Source organism: Streptomyces sp. NPDC060205 (assembly GCF_042728395.1).
Taxonomy (GTDB): Bacteria; Actinomycetota; Actinomycetes; order Streptomycetales; family Streptomycetaceae; genus Streptomyces.
In genome coordinates this window covers 1-16527 of sequence record NZ_JBHWZP010000211.1, presented here as the reverse complement: position 1 = coordinate 16527, position 16527 = coordinate 1, and the positions used below count along the sequence as shown (strand labels likewise).

The 16527-nt window shown below is 70.6% G+C and carries 14 protein-coding genes; 7 read left to right on the top strand and 7 right to left on the bottom strand.

What is annotated here, in order from left to right; genetic code table 11:
• Positions 1-233: 233 nt before the first annotated feature.
• The 5 genes from ACFWGJ_RS29855 to ACFWGJ_RS29835 form a co-directional block, all read right to left on the bottom strand.
• A complete protein-coding gene (locus ACFWGJ_RS29855; RefSeq protein ID WP_387330812.1) occupies positions 234-2495 on the bottom strand; it encodes an ATP-dependent RecD-like DNA helicase in 2262 nt (753 codons plus the stop codon).
• A gap of 82 nt (positions 2496-2577) precedes the next feature.
• Positions 2578-3375, bottom strand: coding sequence for an SAM-dependent methyltransferase (locus ACFWGJ_RS29850; RefSeq protein ID WP_387330809.1), 798 nt, complete (start codon positions 3373-3375; stop codon positions 2578-2580).
• 139 nt (positions 3376-3514) lie between these two features.
• The gene (locus ACFWGJ_RS29845; RefSeq protein ID WP_387330806.1) at positions 3515-5197 is read right to left on the bottom strand and encodes a PQQ-binding-like beta-propeller repeat protein; all 1683 of its coding nucleotides are present in this window, start codon (positions 5195-5197) and stop codon (positions 3515-3517) included.
• A complete protein-coding gene (locus tag ACFWGJ_RS29840; protein WP_387330803.1) occupies positions 5164-5895 on the bottom strand; it encodes a hypothetical protein in 732 nt (243 codons plus the stop codon). Before ACFWGJ_RS29840 ends, ACFWGJ_RS29845 begins: the two co-directional genes overlap by 34 nt.
• A gap of 304 nt (positions 5896-6199) precedes the next feature.
• Positions 6200-6643 carry an ATP-binding protein gene (locus ACFWGJ_RS29835; RefSeq protein WP_387330800.1) on the bottom strand — a complete coding sequence of 148 codons (444 nt, stop codon included), beginning with the start codon at positions 6641-6643 and terminating at the stop codon, positions 6200-6202.
• Between the two features lie 262 nt (positions 6644-6905).
• On the opposite strand from ACFWGJ_RS29835, the gene ACFWGJ_RS29830 reads away from it, so the two are divergent.
• Together ACFWGJ_RS29830 and ACFWGJ_RS29825 are read left to right on the top strand one after the other, a co-directional pair.
• A complete protein-coding gene (locus ACFWGJ_RS29830) occupies positions 6906-7757 on the top strand; it encodes a helix-turn-helix domain-containing protein (protein WP_381833442.1) in 852 nt (283 codons plus the stop codon).
• A gap of 11 nt (positions 7758-7768) precedes the next feature.
• On the top strand, positions 7769-7960 hold the full coding sequence (locus tag ACFWGJ_RS29825) for a hypothetical protein (protein WP_381833436.1): 192 nt from the start codon (positions 7769-7771) through the stop codon (positions 7958-7960).
• 68 nt (positions 7961-8028) lie between these two features.
• Here ACFWGJ_RS29825 and ACFWGJ_RS29820 read toward each other — a convergent pair whose 3' ends face one another.
• Both ACFWGJ_RS29820 and ACFWGJ_RS29815 read right to left on the bottom strand, forming a co-directional pair.
• Entirely contained in the window at positions 8029-8895 is an 867-nt protein-coding gene (locus tag ACFWGJ_RS29820) for a calcium-binding protein (RefSeq protein WP_387330796.1), read from the bottom strand.
• 200 nt (positions 8896-9095) lie between these two features.
• Positions 9096-10292 carry a helix-turn-helix domain-containing protein gene (locus ACFWGJ_RS29815; RefSeq protein ID WP_387330793.1) on the bottom strand — a complete coding sequence of 399 codons (1197 nt, stop codon included), beginning with the start codon at positions 10290-10292 and terminating at the stop codon, positions 9096-9098.
• 273 nt (positions 10293-10565) lie between these two features.
• Between ACFWGJ_RS29815 and ACFWGJ_RS29810 the strand changes: the two genes are divergently transcribed.
• From ACFWGJ_RS29810 to rbsD, 5 genes are read left to right on the top strand one after another with little or no spacing between them, the layout of a single operon-like run.
• Positions 10566-11606 (top strand): LacI family DNA-binding transcriptional regulator, encoded by a 1041-nt coding sequence (locus tag ACFWGJ_RS29810; protein ID WP_387330790.1) that lies wholly within the window; start codon positions 10566-10568, stop codon positions 11604-11606.
• On the top strand, positions 11603-13195 hold the full coding sequence (locus tag ACFWGJ_RS29805; protein WP_387330787.1) for a sugar ABC transporter ATP-binding protein: 1593 nt from the start codon (positions 11603-11605) through the stop codon (positions 13193-13195). Before ACFWGJ_RS29810 ends, ACFWGJ_RS29805 begins: the two co-directional genes overlap by 4 nt.
• Positions 13185-15158 (top strand): substrate-binding domain-containing protein, encoded by a 1974-nt coding sequence (locus tag ACFWGJ_RS29800; RefSeq protein ID WP_387330785.1) that lies wholly within the window; start codon positions 13185-13187, stop codon positions 15156-15158. The genes ACFWGJ_RS29805 and ACFWGJ_RS29800 overlap by 11 nt, the downstream gene beginning before the upstream one ends.
• 38 nt (positions 15159-15196) lie before the next feature.
• On the top strand, positions 15197-16096 hold the full coding sequence (locus ACFWGJ_RS29795) for a ribokinase (protein WP_387330783.1): 900 nt from the start codon (positions 15197-15199) through the stop codon (positions 16094-16096).
• A complete protein-coding gene (gene rbsD, locus ACFWGJ_RS29790) occupies positions 16093-16485 on the top strand; it encodes a D-ribose pyranase (protein WP_387330780.1) in 393 nt (130 codons plus the stop codon). Before ACFWGJ_RS29795 ends, rbsD begins: the two co-directional genes overlap by 4 nt.
• Positions 16486-16527: the final 42 nt, after the last annotated feature.

Sequence of the window (16527 nt, the reverse complement as noted above, 5' to 3'; positions counted from 1 at the left end):
CCCCTAGGTCTTCAGGGGCGCGGGGAACTGCGCGGGCAACCCCCACCGGCCCGCACCCGGCATACGACCGCAGGCCCCACCCCCTAAGGGGCGCGGGGAACGGCGCGACCGGCCCCCACCGGACCCGCAGCCGATCCACCAGCCCGGGGCGCAGCCCCGCTGCCTCAGGGGCGCGGGGAACTGCGCGACAAGCCCCCGCCGGGCCGCAGCCGGCAAACAACCGAATGCCGGGCTCACGCAAGCGCACGCGCACCCGTGAGGCGGAACGCCAAAGCCGTGCAGCGGCGCCCGGCCGACACCGTGCGGACCGCCTGGCCCAAGGCCTTGCGCGACCCCACCAGCACCACCAGCCGCTTCGCCCGCGTCACCGCCGTGTAGAGGAGATTGCGCTGGAGCATCATCCACGCCCCCGTCGTGACGGGAATGACGACCGCCGGATACTCACTCCCCTGCGAGCGGTGGATCGTCACCGCGTACGCATGCGCCAGCTCGTCCAGTTCGTCGAACTCGTACGGCACCTCCTCGTCCTCGTCCGTCAGGACCGTCAGCCGCTGATCGTCGAGGTTGAGCGAGGTCACGACGCCCACCGTGCCGTTGAAGACCCCGTTCTCGCCCTTCTCGTAGTTGTTGCGGATCTGCGTGACCTTGTCGCCGACCCGGAAGACCCGCCCGCCGAACCGCTTCTCGGGCAGGTCGGGCCGGGCCGGCGTGACGGCCTGCTGGAGCAGCCCGTTGAGCGCGGCGGCCCCCGCCGGCCCCCGGTGCATCGGCGCGAGCACCTGCACATCGCGCCGCGGATCGAGCCCGAACTTCGCCGGGATGCGCCGCGCCGCGACATCCACGGTCAGCCGCCCCGCCTCCTCCGTTTCGTCCTCGACGAAGAGGAAGAAGTCCTTGAGCTTGTCGGTGACGGGCTGCTGTCCGGCGTTGATCCGGTGGGCGTTCATGACCACGCCCGACTGCTGGGCCTGCCGGAAGACCCGGGTCAGCCGGACCGCCGGTACGGGCCCGCCCTCCGCCAGCAGGTCGCGCAGCACCTCGCCCGCCCCGACGCTCGGCAACTGGTCGACGTCCCCCACGAACAGCAGGTGCGCGCCGGGCGGCACGGCCTTGACCAGCTTGTTGGCCAGCAGCAGGTCCAGCATCGACGCCTCGTCCACGACGACGAGGTCGGCGTCCAGCGGACGGTCCCTGTCGTAGGCCGCGTCGCCCCCGGGCCGTAGCTCCAGGAGCCGGTGCACGGTCGAGGCCTCGGCCCCGGTCAGCTCGGCGAGCCGCTTGGCGGCCCGGCCGGTCGGCGCCGCGAGGACCACCTTGGCCTTCTTCGCGCGGGCCAGCTCCACGATCGAGCGGACCGTGAAGGACTTGCCGCAGCCGGGCCCGCCCGTGAGCACCGCGACCTTCTCGGTGAGGGCGAGCCGCACGGCCTGTTCCTGCTCGGGGGCCAGTTCCGTCCCCGTACGCCCCTTGAGCCAGGCCAGGGCCTTGTCCCAGACCACGTCCCGGAACCCCGGCATCCGGTCCTCGTCGGTGCGCAGGAGCCGCAGCACCTGGGCGGACAGGGACAGTTCGGCCCGGTGGAAGGGGACGAGATAGACGGCCGTCACGGGCTCCCCGCCGTCCGGCCCCGGCACCCGCTCCCGTACGACCCCGGGGTCCTCGCCCTCCTCGGCGGGGGCCGCCAGTTCTGCCAGACACTCGATGACCAGGCCCGTGTCCACCTGGAGCAGTTTCACCGCGTCCGCGATCAGCCGCTCCTCCGGGAGGAAGCAGTGGCCCTGGTCGCTGGACTGCGACAGCGCGTACTGCAGACCGGCCTTCACCCGCTCCGGGCTGTCGTGCGGGATGCCCACGGACTGGGCGATCTTGTCGGCGGTGAGGAAGCCGATGCCCCAGACGTCGGACGCGAGGCGGTAGGGCTGGTTCTTGACGACCGAGATCGACGCGTCGCCGTACTTCTTGTAGATCCGCACCGCGATGGACGTGGACACCTCGACGGTCTGGAGGAAGAGCATGACCTCTTTGATCGCCTTCTGTTCCTCCCAGGCCTCGGCGATCTTCTTGGTGCGTTTGGGGCCGAGTCCCGGCACCTCGATGAGCCGCTTCGGCTCCTCCTCGATGATCTGGAGCGTGTCCAGCCCGAAGTGCGTGGTGATGCGGTCGGCGAAGACCGGTCCGATGCCCTTGACCAGGCCGGAACCGAGGTAGCGGCGGATGCCCTGGACGGTGGCGGGCAGCACGGTCGTGTAGTTCTCGACGGTGAACTGCTTGCCGTACTGCTGATGGGAGCCCCAACGGCCCTCCATCCGCAGGGACTCCCCCACCTGCGCGCCGAGCAGCGCGCCGACGACCGTGAGGAGGTCACCGCCGCCGCGACCGGTGTCGACGCGCGCGACCGTGTACCCGTTCTCCTCGTTGGCGTACGTGATCCTCTCCAGTACGCCCTCCAGAACCGCCAGGTTCCGGGCCTCGCTCCCCGCCCCTTGATTGGACATGATCCGACGCTACCGCCCACGTCTGACACCGTGGCGCCGGACCGGCACCGGTGCCCGCCGGCGGGCACCGGTCGCTGTCGGCTCAGCCTGCCTTGCGGGCCACGCCTCCGTAGAAGCCGATCTCCTGCGACCTGGCCGGCGGCGGGCTGTCCGGGCGCCAGAACGGGGCCTGGGCGAGGCCGGGTTCGACCAGCTCGAAGCCCTCGAAGAAGCGCTCGATCTCGGCGCGGGACCGCAGGTTCAGCGAGGCGGTGGCCTTGCTGTAGACGGCCTGCGCGTCGCTGCGGTCGGCGAAGTCGCCCGTGGCGTGCGAGAGCACCAGGAAGCTCCCGGCGGGCAGTGCGTCGCGCAGGGTGGCGACGATCTGTTCGGGTTTGTCGGCGTCGGTGAGGAAGTGGACGATGGCGACGAGGAGTACGGCGACCGGCTCGTCGAAGTCGATGACCCGGCGGACGTCGGGGTGGTCCACGATCGCCCTCGGGTCGCGCAGGTCGGCGAGCACGATGCTGTTCGTACCGGAACCGGTGAGCAGCGCTCCGGCGTGCGCGCTCACGATCGGATCGTTGTCGACGTACGCCACGCGCACGTCCGGCGCCACCTCGTGGGCGATCTCGTGCACGTTCGGTGAGGTGGGCAGCCCGGTGCCGATGTCGAGGATCTGGCGGACGCCGCTGCCGACGACGTACCGGACGGCGCGCTGCAGGAACGCGCGGTTGGCCCGCAGGCCGATCCGCACCTCGGGCGCGGCGGCGGCGAGGGCGTCGCCGGCCCGCTGGTCCACCTCGTAGTTGTCCTTGCCGCCCAGCAGATAGTCGTAGATCCGCGCGGGATGCGGCCTGCTGGTGTCGATCTCCTCGGCACGGAAGCCGTCCTGACCCACGCTGCGCACCCCTCTCGACCGCCGCCACGGCCGCAGCCGGTCGGCTGCGTACGGCTGGCCACAGCCTCCCATACGACCGGCGCTCAACTCGACTGACGAATCCGGCAGTTGTGGTCTGATCCCGAGCAGGGTGCGACGCTCAGCCGGACAGCAGCGAGGCAACCCTCCGGACCAGTTCCTCGTTCTTCGCCGCGTCGATCTCGATGAGGTGCCGCCCGGAGGCCACCACAGCGGGCCACCCCAGGTCCAGCCCGATCACCCAGGGCTCCGCGACGAGATAGCCGCTCGGGAGCAACCGCCGCACTCCGGTGTCCCAGGGGAGGTCGCTCGCGGAGAGGTCGCGGGCCGTGTCGGCATCGGCGGACACCCAGCGCAGGGTGACCACGAAGATGTCCTTGTCGGGCCCGGACTCCGGAACGAACCGGCACCGTGTCGCATGCGGCAGTCTGACGCCGAAGACGCTACGACTGCTGCTGACCGGAAGCCGGAGATAGTCCCTGCCCAGCCCTTCGAGCTGTTCGTCGGTGAGCAGGGCGCAGGCGTCCGGCCAGTCCGAGGGCGCCATCCCGCCCAGGGACGGTTCATCGAAGCCCCGCCGCGTCAGGCGCAACGCCGTGTAACGGGCGCCGTCCTCCTCACGGCCGCGGATGATGAAGTGCTCGCCGCTCGCGCCGACGAGTTCGCCGCGCACGGGCCACGGCAGAACGGCCCGCTCCTTCCCGGACAGGCCCATGACCACACTCACGCCCGTGCGCAACACCATGTCCGGCCTGAGGGTCTCGCCGTTGGAAACGACGGCCCGAGCGGTCGCCACCAGGTCCTGGGGGGCCACCTGGCGCCACAGCCGCGATCCGTCGGTCCGGAACGCGTGGAGTCGCCGTCCGTCGTGGAAGTACACCGTGTGCCCGACCCGGCCCAAGGTCCGGGCGTCCCCCACCGGGTCCTTCACCGTGCCGGTGACCAGACGGTCTCCGGACTCGTCGAAGAGGGCGAAGTCGGCCCTGTGGTTGTCGGCGTCGTCGGACCGCACGCCGATGACGTCCTTGTGCGTGGAGAACGTCCTGCGGCCACCGCGGTCCGTCAGGTCCGCCTGCCAGACGCGGGCACCGTCGTGGGGGTCGAGCGCCGTGAGCACCTGACGGGTGCCCTCCGAGCAGAGCATGACGGAGTAGCGGGCGGTGGCTGCCACCGTGTAGTGCGCCACGTACTCCTTGCTGTCGCATCCCGCCTGCTTCTGCCAGACAGGCTCCCCGGTTCTGGGATTCAGACCGATGATGCGACCGTCGTGGGCGTGGACGGCGATACCGCGTCCGGTGACGACCACCGGCCCCTGGACGGGCGGTTCGGGCCCGTCTCCCGGCCGGACGATCGCGCCGGTCCCGTACCACTTCGCCCACAGCTTCCTGCCGGTACGCAGGTCGAAGCCCTGAAGGGCGACGGAGGCGTCCTGCTCGACACGGGCCACGATCACGTCACCGCTGAGACCGACGCTCGCGATCCGTTCCGCCGGGTCCGCGCGCACGGTCCGGCGGCTCTTTCCCGTACGCGGGTCACGCACGTCGATCAGGTGGCCGTGCGGGACGAGCACCACGTCGTCCGTCACTGCCGGAACCCCCGCCTCGCCGCGGACCGATCGCGACCAGACGGTCTCGAACGCGTCAGCGCGCACCGCCGGTGCCGGTCTCCCGTCCTCGGCGGCCCCGCCCGGACCGTCGGCCCCGGTCCCGGTGCACGCGGCGAGCGCGAGGAGGGCGAGCACCGTGGTCGCCCGGGTGGCGGGGCGGCGCATCAGCAGCCCACCGGTTTCGGTGCCCGTCCACACTGGTCGGCCTCCCCGGAGAACTGGAACGGGCCCCCGAGGGTGCCGTCGTAGACCGATCCATATGTCTTGTTCAGGGCCGTCACGGCCCACCGGCTGCCCTCGGGTGGGGGCACGACACGCTTCCCGTGCGTGCCCGCGAGCGTGTAGTGGACGACCAGTCCGAATGCGCGGTAGCCCCGCCGGGCGCTGAACGTCATGTGCAGCGGAACCTGTTCGTGCGGGGCGAGCGTGATGGCGTTGTCGCGGAAGTACGGTGTGCCGCCTGAGTCCTTGCGAAACGTCGGCCGCACGGCGTCCATGTCGGCGTGCAGCTCGATCTTCGGCACTCCTCCCGAGGTGGGCTCGCAGATGAGGGTGCCGTTGAGGGGTGCTGTCGGGCGGGGCGTCCGCGGCTCGATGTCGATCGACTCGATCGTGAGCGCGCGGTCGCCGCCCTGGAGGGTCACGCTGACGTGCAACTCCGCGGCGCGGACGCCGTTGTTCCTCTTGACGACGGCGCCGACGTCAGGCTGCGTACTGAGTTCCGCCCGGTCCTCGGGAGAGGTGAGGGCGTCGGCGAAGGCCGTGCAGCCGGGCTCGTCCATCAGCCGGGACAGGAGGTCGAAGTCGGGCCCAGCCGACTCGGACGGTGACGGCCCGGGCGCCTCGACGGAGTTGCCGTCGGCGTCCGACGACAGCCATTCCCCTACGACCAGCACGAGAACGGGAGCGAGGACGAGAGCGAACGCGCTGCCGACGGCCCGTTTTAACCAGAGAAGCCGTCGCTGTCGGGGGTCGTCGGGCGGGTGCTGCCGGGCGCCTGGTTCCTGGTGCCGTCCCATTCGTGCCCGCAAGGTCATCACGCTCCTGGATCGCACTGCCCCGCACCGTTTGCCCGACAATCTCGAACCCGACGCACAGCCCAGGACGAAACGGCAGGTCAGTCATGCGATCGAGTGAAGCGACCTGGCTTGGGACGGCGGCGGCCCCAAGCCGGTCCGGCACCGGTCCGCCACCAGTACGTCACGCGCGTACGGCGGCCAGCTCGAACCAGACCACCTTCCAACCGGTGGTTCGGGAGCGGGCGGCAAGGGGGTAGCGCCCCCAGGTGTCGGCCAGGGCATCGACGAGGAACAGTCCTCGGCCGAAGTCCTGACCGGTGGTGCAGGGCAAGGGGTCGGGGAGTTCGGGGTGGTTGTCCATGACCCCGACGCGGACGACTCCGTAGCGGGTACGGAGTCTGACGGTGACCGGGCCGTCGGAGTGCTGCACGGCGTTCGAGACCAGCTCCGAGGTCAACAGCTCGGCGGTATCGGTCAGTTCCGAGGCACATCCAAAACCACGGAGGGCCGTGCGGATGGTGTGGCGGGCGATGCGTGGGGCGCGGGGGTCGTTGGTGAGGTGCAGGTGACAGCCCCAGGCGGCGGGAGGGGGTGGGACGGGGCAGGTGGAGGTGGTTTCGGGCACGGGGTACTCCCTCATCGACTCGACTCGTGAATGCCGTTACGGCGACCGGTGGCTCGTCTCCCTGACGCGGGCCGCCCCCTCCCGGGAGGGGGTGCGGGTGGGCTCGGGTGATGCACTGCCGACCGCTCTACGTATCTGGTGCGTCACTCAACGTAGAGCACGGCGTGGTTTCATTGCCACGAACTTGCTGAAATCAACCCGTTCGTGGTCCGGCGGATCTGTAAGGCGGCAGACTGCTCACCACGATCGCGGAAGGACGGCCATGCCACCGAGGACAGCCACCACGGAGCGCCAACGGCGCCTGGGCAGCGAGCTGCGCAGGATGCGGATGGCCGCAGGGATAACGGCAGACCAGGCGGCCGGCCTGCTCGGTCTCGACCGAGCGAAGATCTCCAACATCGAAACCGGCATCCGCACCATCAGCCCTGAGAGGCTGCGCACCCTCGCCTGCAACTGCGACTGCTCGGACCAGACGTATGTCGAGGCCTTGGTGAGCATGACCCGACCCAACGGGCGCGGCTGGTGGGAGCGGTACCGCGGGTCCCTCTCCCCCGGCCTCCTGGACATCGCCGAGTTGGAGTGCCACGCGGTCCGCATGCGCACAGCGCACACCGCACACATTCCGGGCTTGTTCCAGACCAGCGATCACGCGCTCGAACTCTTCAGGGCCGTGCTGCCCCCGCTCCCCGATCACGAGATCGCGCTGCGTCTCGCCTACCGCGCCGAGCGGCAGCAGGTGTTGGCGGGCGAGAACCCTGCCGAATACGTGGGCATCGTCCATGAGGCGGCGCTGCGCATGCAGTTCGGTGGCCGCAAGGTCGCGCGCGCTCAACTCGACCACCTGCTCGGCATCTGCGAGCGTCCGGCCGTGCGGCTGCTGGTCCTCCCGTTCACCGCGGGCACGTTTCCCGGGGCCGGGCAGACAGTCAACTACCTCGAAGGCCCGGTGCAGCAGCTGGACACCGCGCAGGTCGACAGTTCGCACGGCCCGGAATTCCTGTGCGGCGAGGCGCAGTTGACGAAGTACCGAGCCCACCTCGACTGGATGGAGCGCCTTGCGATGACACCGGAGGCGTCACGCGACTTCATCCGCGACATCGCCCGCGAACTGTGAGGAGCATTCACATGGCCGACATCACGTGGGAAGACCCGTTCTGCGGCGAAGGAGCAAGCTGCTTCCGCCTGGGCACCGACCAGGACGGCGCCGCCTACATAGCCATCGCCGGAGCCGAAGACACCCCCCTAACCGACACCCGCGAAGCCCTCCGCACCCTCATCCTCGACATCAAGGCCGGCAAAGCGGACCACCTCCTCTGACGCTCGCGTCGCCGGAAGGGGCCGCGCGAAGCATTCGCGCGGCCCCCGCACCGGACTGTGCGCGATCGTCAGTCCTGGACGATCACATTCGTGCCCGCGCCCCCGGAGATCGTGTCCGTGCCCGCCCCGCCGTACAGCCTGTCGTTGCCGGTGTTGCCCCAGATGCGGTCGTCGCCTGCTTCCCCGTGCACGGTGTCGTCGCCCTTGCCGCCGTACAGCTCGTCGTCGCCCGCGCCGCCGTACACCGTGTCGTTGCCGTCGTCGCCCTTGAGGATCTGCTCGCCCGCGCCGCCGCGCAGCACGTCGTTGCCGGCGCCACCCTGCACGATCTCGCCGCCCCCGGTGGCGGTGAGGGTGTCGGCGCCGTCGCCGCCCAGGGAGGACCCGTACCGGCCCACCGTGATGACGTCGTTCCCCGCGCCGCCCCTGACCGCGCTGCCGTCGACCAGTTCGCCGGAGTCGCTAATCAACTTGTCGTTGCCGAGGCCCAGCTCGACGGAGTTGTAGGAGAAAGTCTGGTCGGTTCGATTCTGGACGGATCCGGTGTCGTTGCCGTCACCGAGGTCCGCCTCCAGAGCCGCGTACGGGGACTGGCTCTCGATATTCTCGACCTCGCAGGTGACCTTGGTCCGGTCCCCGCCGTCGGGATAACTGCACCCGTTTCCGGCGGCTATCGGGACCACATCGTCAATTACGTATACGTATTGCGCGCGGTCGTCGCTGTACGACTGCGTGACCGCCACATCGTTGGCCTGACCAGGGGCGGCCGTGTACGTGAGCTGCCAGCCGTACTCGTTGACCGCGGCCGTGGCCGTGGACTCCGCGGCACCCGCAGTTCCGGCGAGGACGAGCGGAAGGGCCAGTCCGATACCGGCGATCGGCGTCAGAAGAGTTAAGGCGCGTGCCGTGCGACGACCACCGTGACGGTAGGGCATTCCATAACCTCCGTGGAGCAGTTGTGATTCCTTTCACTTCGTGTGACGGGCGAGGTACGCGCTTGGTTGTGCGCCGACTCGCGGCTGAATGCGCGGCGCGAAATCGTAAACGCGCCAGCAATTCCCCCTTCCGCTGGAATTCACCCGGCCGTCACGCCTCGGGACATCCGTGAGGCTCCAGGGCGGAGGCGGGCAGAACCTCATGGCTGGAAGATCAGGTCCCCTTCTTCCACTTCACCGACCGCGGCTTCCGGGATGTCGGGCTCGGCCGGGTCGAGCAGGTCGTGCAGCTGGTCCACGTCCGTGCCCAGGAGGGACGCGAGGGGGCGGAGCGTCGTCTCCCCTTCGGCGTAGCACTTGTACAGGGCTGCCACGAGGCGTACGGGGAAGCGCTGGGCCGCGGCCCAGGCGAGCTGTCGCTGGAAGGCGTCCGTCGCGCCCGCGAGCAGATGGCAGATCTCCGTGGTCAGACCCCTGTGGTGGACCGCGGGCTCCGACTGCGCGTCAATGAGGCGGAGTTGGCTCAACCGTGCGCTCAGCGCGCTGGGCGAGACCTTGAAGGCCACGACCAGCTCGGAGAACGCCTCGACGGTGAGCCCTCCGTGCCGGTCCGCCACCTGACGGAACCGGTCACGGATCTCGGGCGCGGGCATCAGCAGGTTGGCGGCGAAGACGTTGGCCCGCACCTCGGTCAGGTCCTTCTGCCGCCCTGGGGCGACGTGCGACTCGACGACGAGCTCCTGGGCGTCGCGGGCCAGGATGTGGCCGAGTTCGTGAGCGAGAGTGAACCTCTGCCGGGTCCAGGTCTCCGTGGGCCCGACGAGGATGAGCCGGAACGTGTCCGTCTGCCAGGTGAGCCCGTCCACGGCGTCGGGCAGGCACGTGACCGCGACGTCCACGCCGAACGCCTGCGTACAGGCCGTGATCAGCACGTCGGTCTCCAGTGCGGCCACGGTCCGGTGGCCGTCCGCCGCGGTGAGCACACCGACGGCGTCCTGGGCCAACTGCCTGCCCTGGTCGACGAAACGCTTGATGTCCGGACGCACCGAGGGCATCGGCGGCAGCCTGGGCGGCCTGCCCAGCAGCTCCAACACCTCGTACGCCGCCGTGAAACGGTCCGCGGCATCGCTGACGCGGCCCCGCCGGGGAGTCGCCCCGGCGGTGGTCCGGGCCGCGAACGCCGGACGCAGCGGCTCGCGCCCCGTGAGCAGCCAGTCCACGGTCCTGCCGCCCGCCTCGGCGATCAACGCCAGGTCGAGCGAGGTGAAACGGCGGACCCCCGCCATGGACTTGGACAACTTGTCGGGCGTGAGCCCCACCTTCTCGGCGAAGGCGGCCTGACTCACCGAAGTCGCCTCTATCACCCTGCGCACACGGTCGACTACAGAATCGGACATGCACCCACCGCAACCCGCACCTTGCGAATATCGCAACGCACTGGCCAGAACATGAGCGCACCTACAGGGGTGCGGGCTACCGCATGACCCAACCCCCGCCGCCACCCGTCCGCACCCGCCCGTCCGCACCCGCCCGCCCGGCCGCATCCACCCACCCGCAACATCACGATCCGGTCTCAAGGGCTTGTCAGCTTCCGTGTAATCGATTCCAATCGCTCTCAGTGTGATGCGTGTAATCGATTACAAGATGATCCACAAGGAGGTGGAGCGTCGATGGCGAGCATCAAGGACGTCGCCGCCGAGGCGGGTGTCTCCGTCGCCACGGTGTCGCGGGTCCTGAACGACCACCCGTCGGTGAGCGCGGACGCCCGTACCCGCGTACTGGCCGCCGTCGAGGCCCTGGGCTACCGCCCGAACGCCGTCGCCCGCTCCCTGCGCACCGACCAGACCCACACCCTCGGCCTGGTCATCAGCGACGTGCTGAACCCGTACTTCACCGAACTGGCCCGCTCCGTCGAGGAGGAGGCCCGCGCCCTCGGGTACAGCGTCATCATCGGCAACGCCGACGAGCGGCCCGATCTGCAGGACCACCACGTCCGTACGCTCCTCGACCGCCGCATCGACGGCCTCCTCGTGTCCCCCACGGACGGCAGCTCCCCGCTGATGCTGGACGCCGCGCGCTCGGGGACGCCGATGGTCTTCGTGGACCGGTGGATACCGGGCGTGGACGTGCCCGTGGTCCGGGCCGACGGCCGCGCCGCCGTGCGCGATCTCGTCGCCCACCTGTACGGCCTCGGCCACCGCAGGCTCGCGATCATCGCGGGCCCGGCCGCCACCACCACCGGCAGCGAGCGCGTCGACGCCTTCCGGGACGCCCTGCGCGCGTACGGGCTCCCGCTGCCCGACGCCTACATCGGGCAGGGCGACTTCCAGGCCGCCAGCGGCCGGCGGGCCACCGAGGAGTTCCTCGACCTGGCCGAGCCGCCCGAGGTCGTCTTCGCGGCCGACAACCTGATGGCCCTGGGCGCCCTGGACGCCGTACGGGCGCGGGGACTTCGCGTGCCCGACGACATCGCGCTCGCCGCGTTCGACGACATCCCGTGGTTCGTGCACACCGATCCGCCGGTCACGGCGATCGCCCAGCCCACCCCCGAACTGGGCCGGGCGGCCGTACGCGCCGTCGTCGACCGCATCGAGGGGCGGCCCCCGCAGTCGGTCACCCTCCCCGCCACCCTCGTCGTCCGCCGCTCCTGCGGCGAACCGCCCCCCATGGACAGCGCACCCGTGAACGTCACTCAAAGGAGCAACCCGTGAGCAGCAGCCCGGACGAGTTGCTGCGTATCGAAGGGATACGCAAGACCTTCCCCGGTGTGGTCGCGCTCGACAGCGTCGACTTCGATCTGCGCCGCGGCGAGGTGCACGTACTGCTCGGTGAGAACGGTGCAGGCAAGAGCACCCTCATCAAGATGCTGTCCGGCGCCTACCGCCCCGACGCCGGGAAGATCGTGGTCGACGGCGAGAAGGTCCGCATCCACGGCGCGCAGGACGCCGCGCGCCTCGGGATCGCGACCATCTACCAGGAGTTCAACCTGGTCCCCGACCTCACCGTCGCCGAGAACATCTTCCTGGGCCGCCAGCCGCGCCGCCTCGGGATGATCGACCGGAAGAGGATGGAGGCCGACGCCGCCGTGCTCCTGGAGCGGGTGGGCGTCCATGTCTCCCCCCGCGCGCGCGTGCGTGAACTGGGCATCGCCCGCCTCCAGATGGTCGAGATCGCGAAGGCGCTGAGCCTGGACGCCCGCGTGCTGATCATGGACGAGCCGACCGCGGTGCTCACCTCGGGGGAGGTGGAGAAGCTCTTCCGGATCGTGCGCAAACTGCGCGAGGACGGCGTGGGCATCGTCTTCATCACCCATCACCTGGAGGAGATCGCGGCCCTCGGCGACCGCGTCACGGTCATCCGGGACGGCCGGAGCGTCGGCCAGGTGCCCGCGTCCACGCCCGAGGACGATCTCGTACGGCTGATGGTGGGCCGTTCCATCGAGCTGCAGTATCCGCGCGAACGGCCCGACAACGACGGCGGGAGCGACAGCGGGGCGGCGCTGCTCACCGTCGACGGGCTCACCCGGGACGGTGTCTTCCACGACATCAGCTTCGAGGTGCGGGCCGGCGAGGTCGTCGGCATCGCCGGCCTCGTGGGCGCCGGACGGACCGAGGTCGTGCGCGCCGTCTTCGGCGCCGACCCGTACGACAAGGGCTCGGTGGCCGTCGCGGGCACCCCGCTTCCCCGCCACGACGTCAACGCGGCGATGACCGCCGGGATCGGGCTCGTCCCCGAGGACCGCAAGGGCCAGGGCCTGCTGCTGGACGCCTCCGTGGAGGAGAACCTCGGGCTCGTCACCCTGCGGGCGGCCACCCGCGGCGGACTCGTCGACCTCAAGGGTCAGCGGACGGCCGCCGCGAGGATCGCCGAACAGCTCGGCGTACGGATGGCCGGGCTCGGCCAGCACGTGCGCACCCTCTCCGGCGGCAACCAGCAGAAGGTCGTCATCGGCAAGTGGCTGCTCGCCGACACCAGGGTGCTGATCCTCGACGAGCCGACCCGCGGTATCGACGTGGGCGCCAAGGTCGAGATCTACCAGCTGGTCAACGCTCTCACCGCCGCCGGGCACGCCGTCCTGATGATCTCCAGCGATCTGCCCGAGGTGCTCGGTATGAGCGACCGGGTGCTGGTGATGGCCCAGGGCCGGATCGCCGGCGAACTCTCCGCCGACGAGGCGACCCAGGACTCCGTGATGGCCCTGGCCGTCAGCACCCCGACCACCGCATCACCCACCGACTCCGTTACCCCTGTTACCCCTGTCACCCCTGTTACCGCTGTGGAGGACCCCCGTGGCCACTGACACGCTCAAGAGCACAACGGGCGCGAGTGGCGCTCCAGGCGGTGGCGCCTCGGGCGGCCTGCGCCGGCTCCTGCTCGACAACGGCGCGCTCACCGCGCTCATCATCCTCGTCATCGCGATGTCGGCCCTGTCCGGCGACTTCCTGACGACGGACAATTTGCTCAACATCGGCGTCCAGGCGGCCGTGACCGCCATCCTCGCCTTCGGTGTGACCTTCGTGATCGTCTCGGCGGGCATCGACCTGTCGGTCGGTTCCGTCGCCGCGCTCTCCGCCACCGTCCTCGCCTGGACGGCGACTTCGGAGGGCGTACCGGTCTGGATCGCGGTGATCCTCGCCATCGCCACCGGCATGGCGTGCGGACTCGTCAACGGCGTCCTGATCTCGTACGGGAAGCTGCCGCCGTTCATCGCGACGCTCGCCATGCTGTCGGTGGGCCGCGGGCTGTCGCTGGTGATCTCGCAGGGCTCCCCGATCGCCTTCCCCGACTCGGTCTCGCACCTCGGTGACACGCTCGGCGGCTGGCTGCCGGTCCCGGTCCTCGTGATGATCGTCCTGGGCCTGATCACGGCCGTGATCCTCGGCCGTACGTACATCGGGCGTTCCATGTACGCGATCGGCGGCAACGAGGAGGCGGCGCGCCTGTCCGGGCTGCGGGTGAAGCGGCAGAAGCTCGCCATCTACGCGCTGTCCGGGCTCTTCGCCGCCGCCGCGGGCATCGTGCTCGCCTCCCGGCTGTCCTCCGCGCAGCCCCAGGCCGCGCAGGGGTACGAGCTGGACGCGATCGCCGCGGTCGTCATCGGCGGTGCCTCCCTCGCGGGCGGTACGGGCAAGGCGTCCGGGACGCTGATCGGCGCGCTGATCCTCGCGGTGCTGCGCAACGGCCTCAACCTCCTGTCCGTGTCGGCGTTCTGGCAGCAGGTCGTCATCGGCGTGGTCATCGCGCTGGCGGTGCTGCTCGACACCGTGCGCCGCAAGGCCGGGGCGACCCCGGTGACGTCCGGCGCCGGGGGCGCGGCGGGGAAGAAGGGTCCGCAGGCGGTCAAGTACGGGCTCGCCGTCGTCCTCGTGGCGGCGGTCGTGGGCGGCCTGAGCATCTTCAACAACGGCTCGTCCTCCTCCGAGAAGCCGAAGATCGGCCTGTCCCTGTCCACCCTGAACAACCCCTTCTTCGTACAGATCAAGGCGGGTGCGCAGGCGGAGGCGAAGAAGCTGGGCGCCGACCTGACCGTGACCGACGCGCAGAACGACGCCTCGCAGCAGGCCAACCAGCTGCAGAACTTCACCAGCGAGGGCGTCGACTCGATCGTCGTCAACCCGGTGGACTCGGACGCGGCGGGCCCCTCGGTGCGCTCCGCCAACAAGTCCGACATCCCCGTCGTCGGTGTCGACCGAGGGGTCAACAAGGCGAAGACGGCCGCGCTCGTGGCCTCCGACAACGTCGAGGGCGGACAGCTCGGCGCCAAGGCGCTCGCCGAGAAGCTGGGCGGCAAGGGCAAGATCGTGATCCTTCAGGGTCTGGCCGGTACGTCCGCGAGCCGGGAGCGCGGCGCGGGCTTCGAGGAGGGCCTGAAGGCCTACCCGGACATCAAGGTGGTCGCCCGGCAGCCCGCCGACTTCGACCGCACCAAGGGTCTCGACGTCATGACGAACCTGCTCCAGGCCCACCCGGACGTCCAGGGCGTCTTCGCCGAGAACGACGAGATGGCGCTCGGCGCGATCAAGGCGCTCGGCTCCAAGGCCGGCAAGTCGGTCCAGGTCATCGGCTTCGACGGCACGCCGGACGGACTGAAGGCCGTCGCGGACGGCACGATGTACGCCTCCGTGGCACAGCAGCCGAAGGAACTCGGCAGGATCGCCGTGGAGAACGCCCTGCGGGCGGCCGACGGCAAGAAGACCGAGCAGACGGTGAAGGTCCCGGTGAAGGTCGTCACGTCGAAGAACGTGGCCGACTTCACCGGCTGACCCCGAACGCCGTACCGCGTATCCCTAGGAGACAGTTCATGTTCGAGTACGACCTGCTGGTCGTCGGGTCGGCCAACGCCGATCTGGTCGTCGGTGTCGAGCGGCGGCCGGGCGCCGGGGAGACCGTGCTCGGCTCCGACCTGGCCCTGCACCCGGGCGGCAAGGGCGCCAACCAGGCCGTCGCCGCCGCCCGGCTGGGAGCCCGTACGGCGCTCCTGGCCCGGGTCGGCGACGACGCGCACGGCCGGCTGCTGCTCGACTCGCAGCGGGCGGCCGGGGTCGACACGGCCGGGGTCCTCGTCGGCGGCGCGCCCACCGGGGTCGCGCTCATCACCGTGGACCCGTCCGGCGACAACAGCATCGTGGTGTCGCCGGGCGCGAACGGCCGCCTGACTCCGGAGGACATCCGCGCGGCATCGGCCCTGGTCACGGCCTCCCGCGTGGTCTCGACGCAACTGGAGATCCCGCTGGAGACGGTCGAGGAGGTCGTACGGGCCCTGCGCCCCGACGCCCGCTTCGTACTGAACCCTTCCCCGCCCCGGGAGTTGCCCGCCTCGGTCCTCGCCGCCTGCGACCCGCTGATCGTGAACGAGCACGAGGCGCGGGTGGTGCTCGGCGCGGACGCGGGCGCGAGCCCCGAGGAGTGGGCCGGTGCGCTGCTGGCTCTCGGCCCGCGCTCGGTGGTCGTCACACTGGGCGAGGAGGGCGCGCTCGTCGCCGACGCCTCGGGCACCGCCCGGGTCCCGGCCGTCGAGGTGGACGCCGTGGACACGACCGGCGCGGGCGACTCCTTCACCGCGGCGCTGGCCTGGCGCCTCGGCGCGGGCGAGTCCCTCGCTGACGCGGCGGCGTACGCGGCCCGCGTGGGCGCCGTCGCCGTCACCCGTCAGGGCGCGCAGGCGTCCTTCCCCACTGCCGAAGAGGTCGCCGCCGTATGAAGAGGACCGGAATACTGAACCGCCACCTCGCCGGCGCGACAGCCGAACTGGGCCATGGCGACGGCGTCCTGATCTGCGACGCCGGCATGCCGATCCCGCCCGGTCCGCGGGTCGTGGACCTCGCCTTCCGGGCCGGGGTCCCCTCGTTCCAGGAGGTCCTGGAGGGCCTGCTGGAGGAACTGGTGGTGGAGGGCGCGACGGCGGCGCAGGAGGTACGCGAGTCGAACCCGGCGGCCTCGGCCCTCCTGACGGCCCACTTCCCCACCGCGCTGACGTATGTCACCCACGAGGAACTGAAGGCCCTCTCGGCGAACACCCGCCTGATCGTCCGGACCGGCGAGGCGCGGCCCTACGCGAATGTGCTGCTGCGGTGCGGGGTGTTCTTCTAGCGCCGGGGTCTCCCCACATATTTCGAGGGGCCCGGTCCGTCG

Excerpts from the sequence above, each read along its gene's own strand:
- ACFWGJ_RS29855 (WP_387330812.1), bottom strand. The coding sequence starts at position 2,495 with ATGTCCAATCAAGGGGCGGGGAGCGAGGCCCGGAACCTGGCGGTTCTG.
- ACFWGJ_RS29830 (WP_381833442.1), top strand. The coding sequence starts at position 6,906 with ATGCCACCGAGGACAGCCACCACGGAGCGCCAACGGCGCCTGGGCAGC.
- ACFWGJ_RS29825 (WP_381833436.1), top strand. The coding sequence starts at position 7,769 with ATGGCCGACATCACGTGGGAAGACCCGTTCTGCGGCGAAGGAGCAAGC.
- ACFWGJ_RS29820 (WP_387330796.1), bottom strand. The coding sequence starts at position 8,895 with ATGCCCTACCGTCACGGTGGTCGTCGCACGGCACGCGCCTTAACTCTT.
- ACFWGJ_RS29815 (WP_387330793.1), bottom strand. The coding sequence starts at position 10,292 with ATGTCCGATTCTGTAGTCGACCGTGTGCGCAGGGTGATAGAGGCGACT.
- ACFWGJ_RS29810 (WP_387330790.1), top strand. The coding sequence starts at position 10,566 with ATGGCGAGCATCAAGGACGTCGCCGCCGAGGCGGGTGTCTCCGTCGCC.
- ACFWGJ_RS29795 (WP_387330783.1), top strand. The coding sequence starts at position 15,197 with ATGTTCGAGTACGACCTGCTGGTCGTCGGGTCGGCCAACGCCGATCTG.
- rbsD (WP_387330780.1), top strand. The coding sequence starts at position 16,093 with ATGAAGAGGACCGGAATACTGAACCGCCACCTCGCCGGCGCGACAGCC.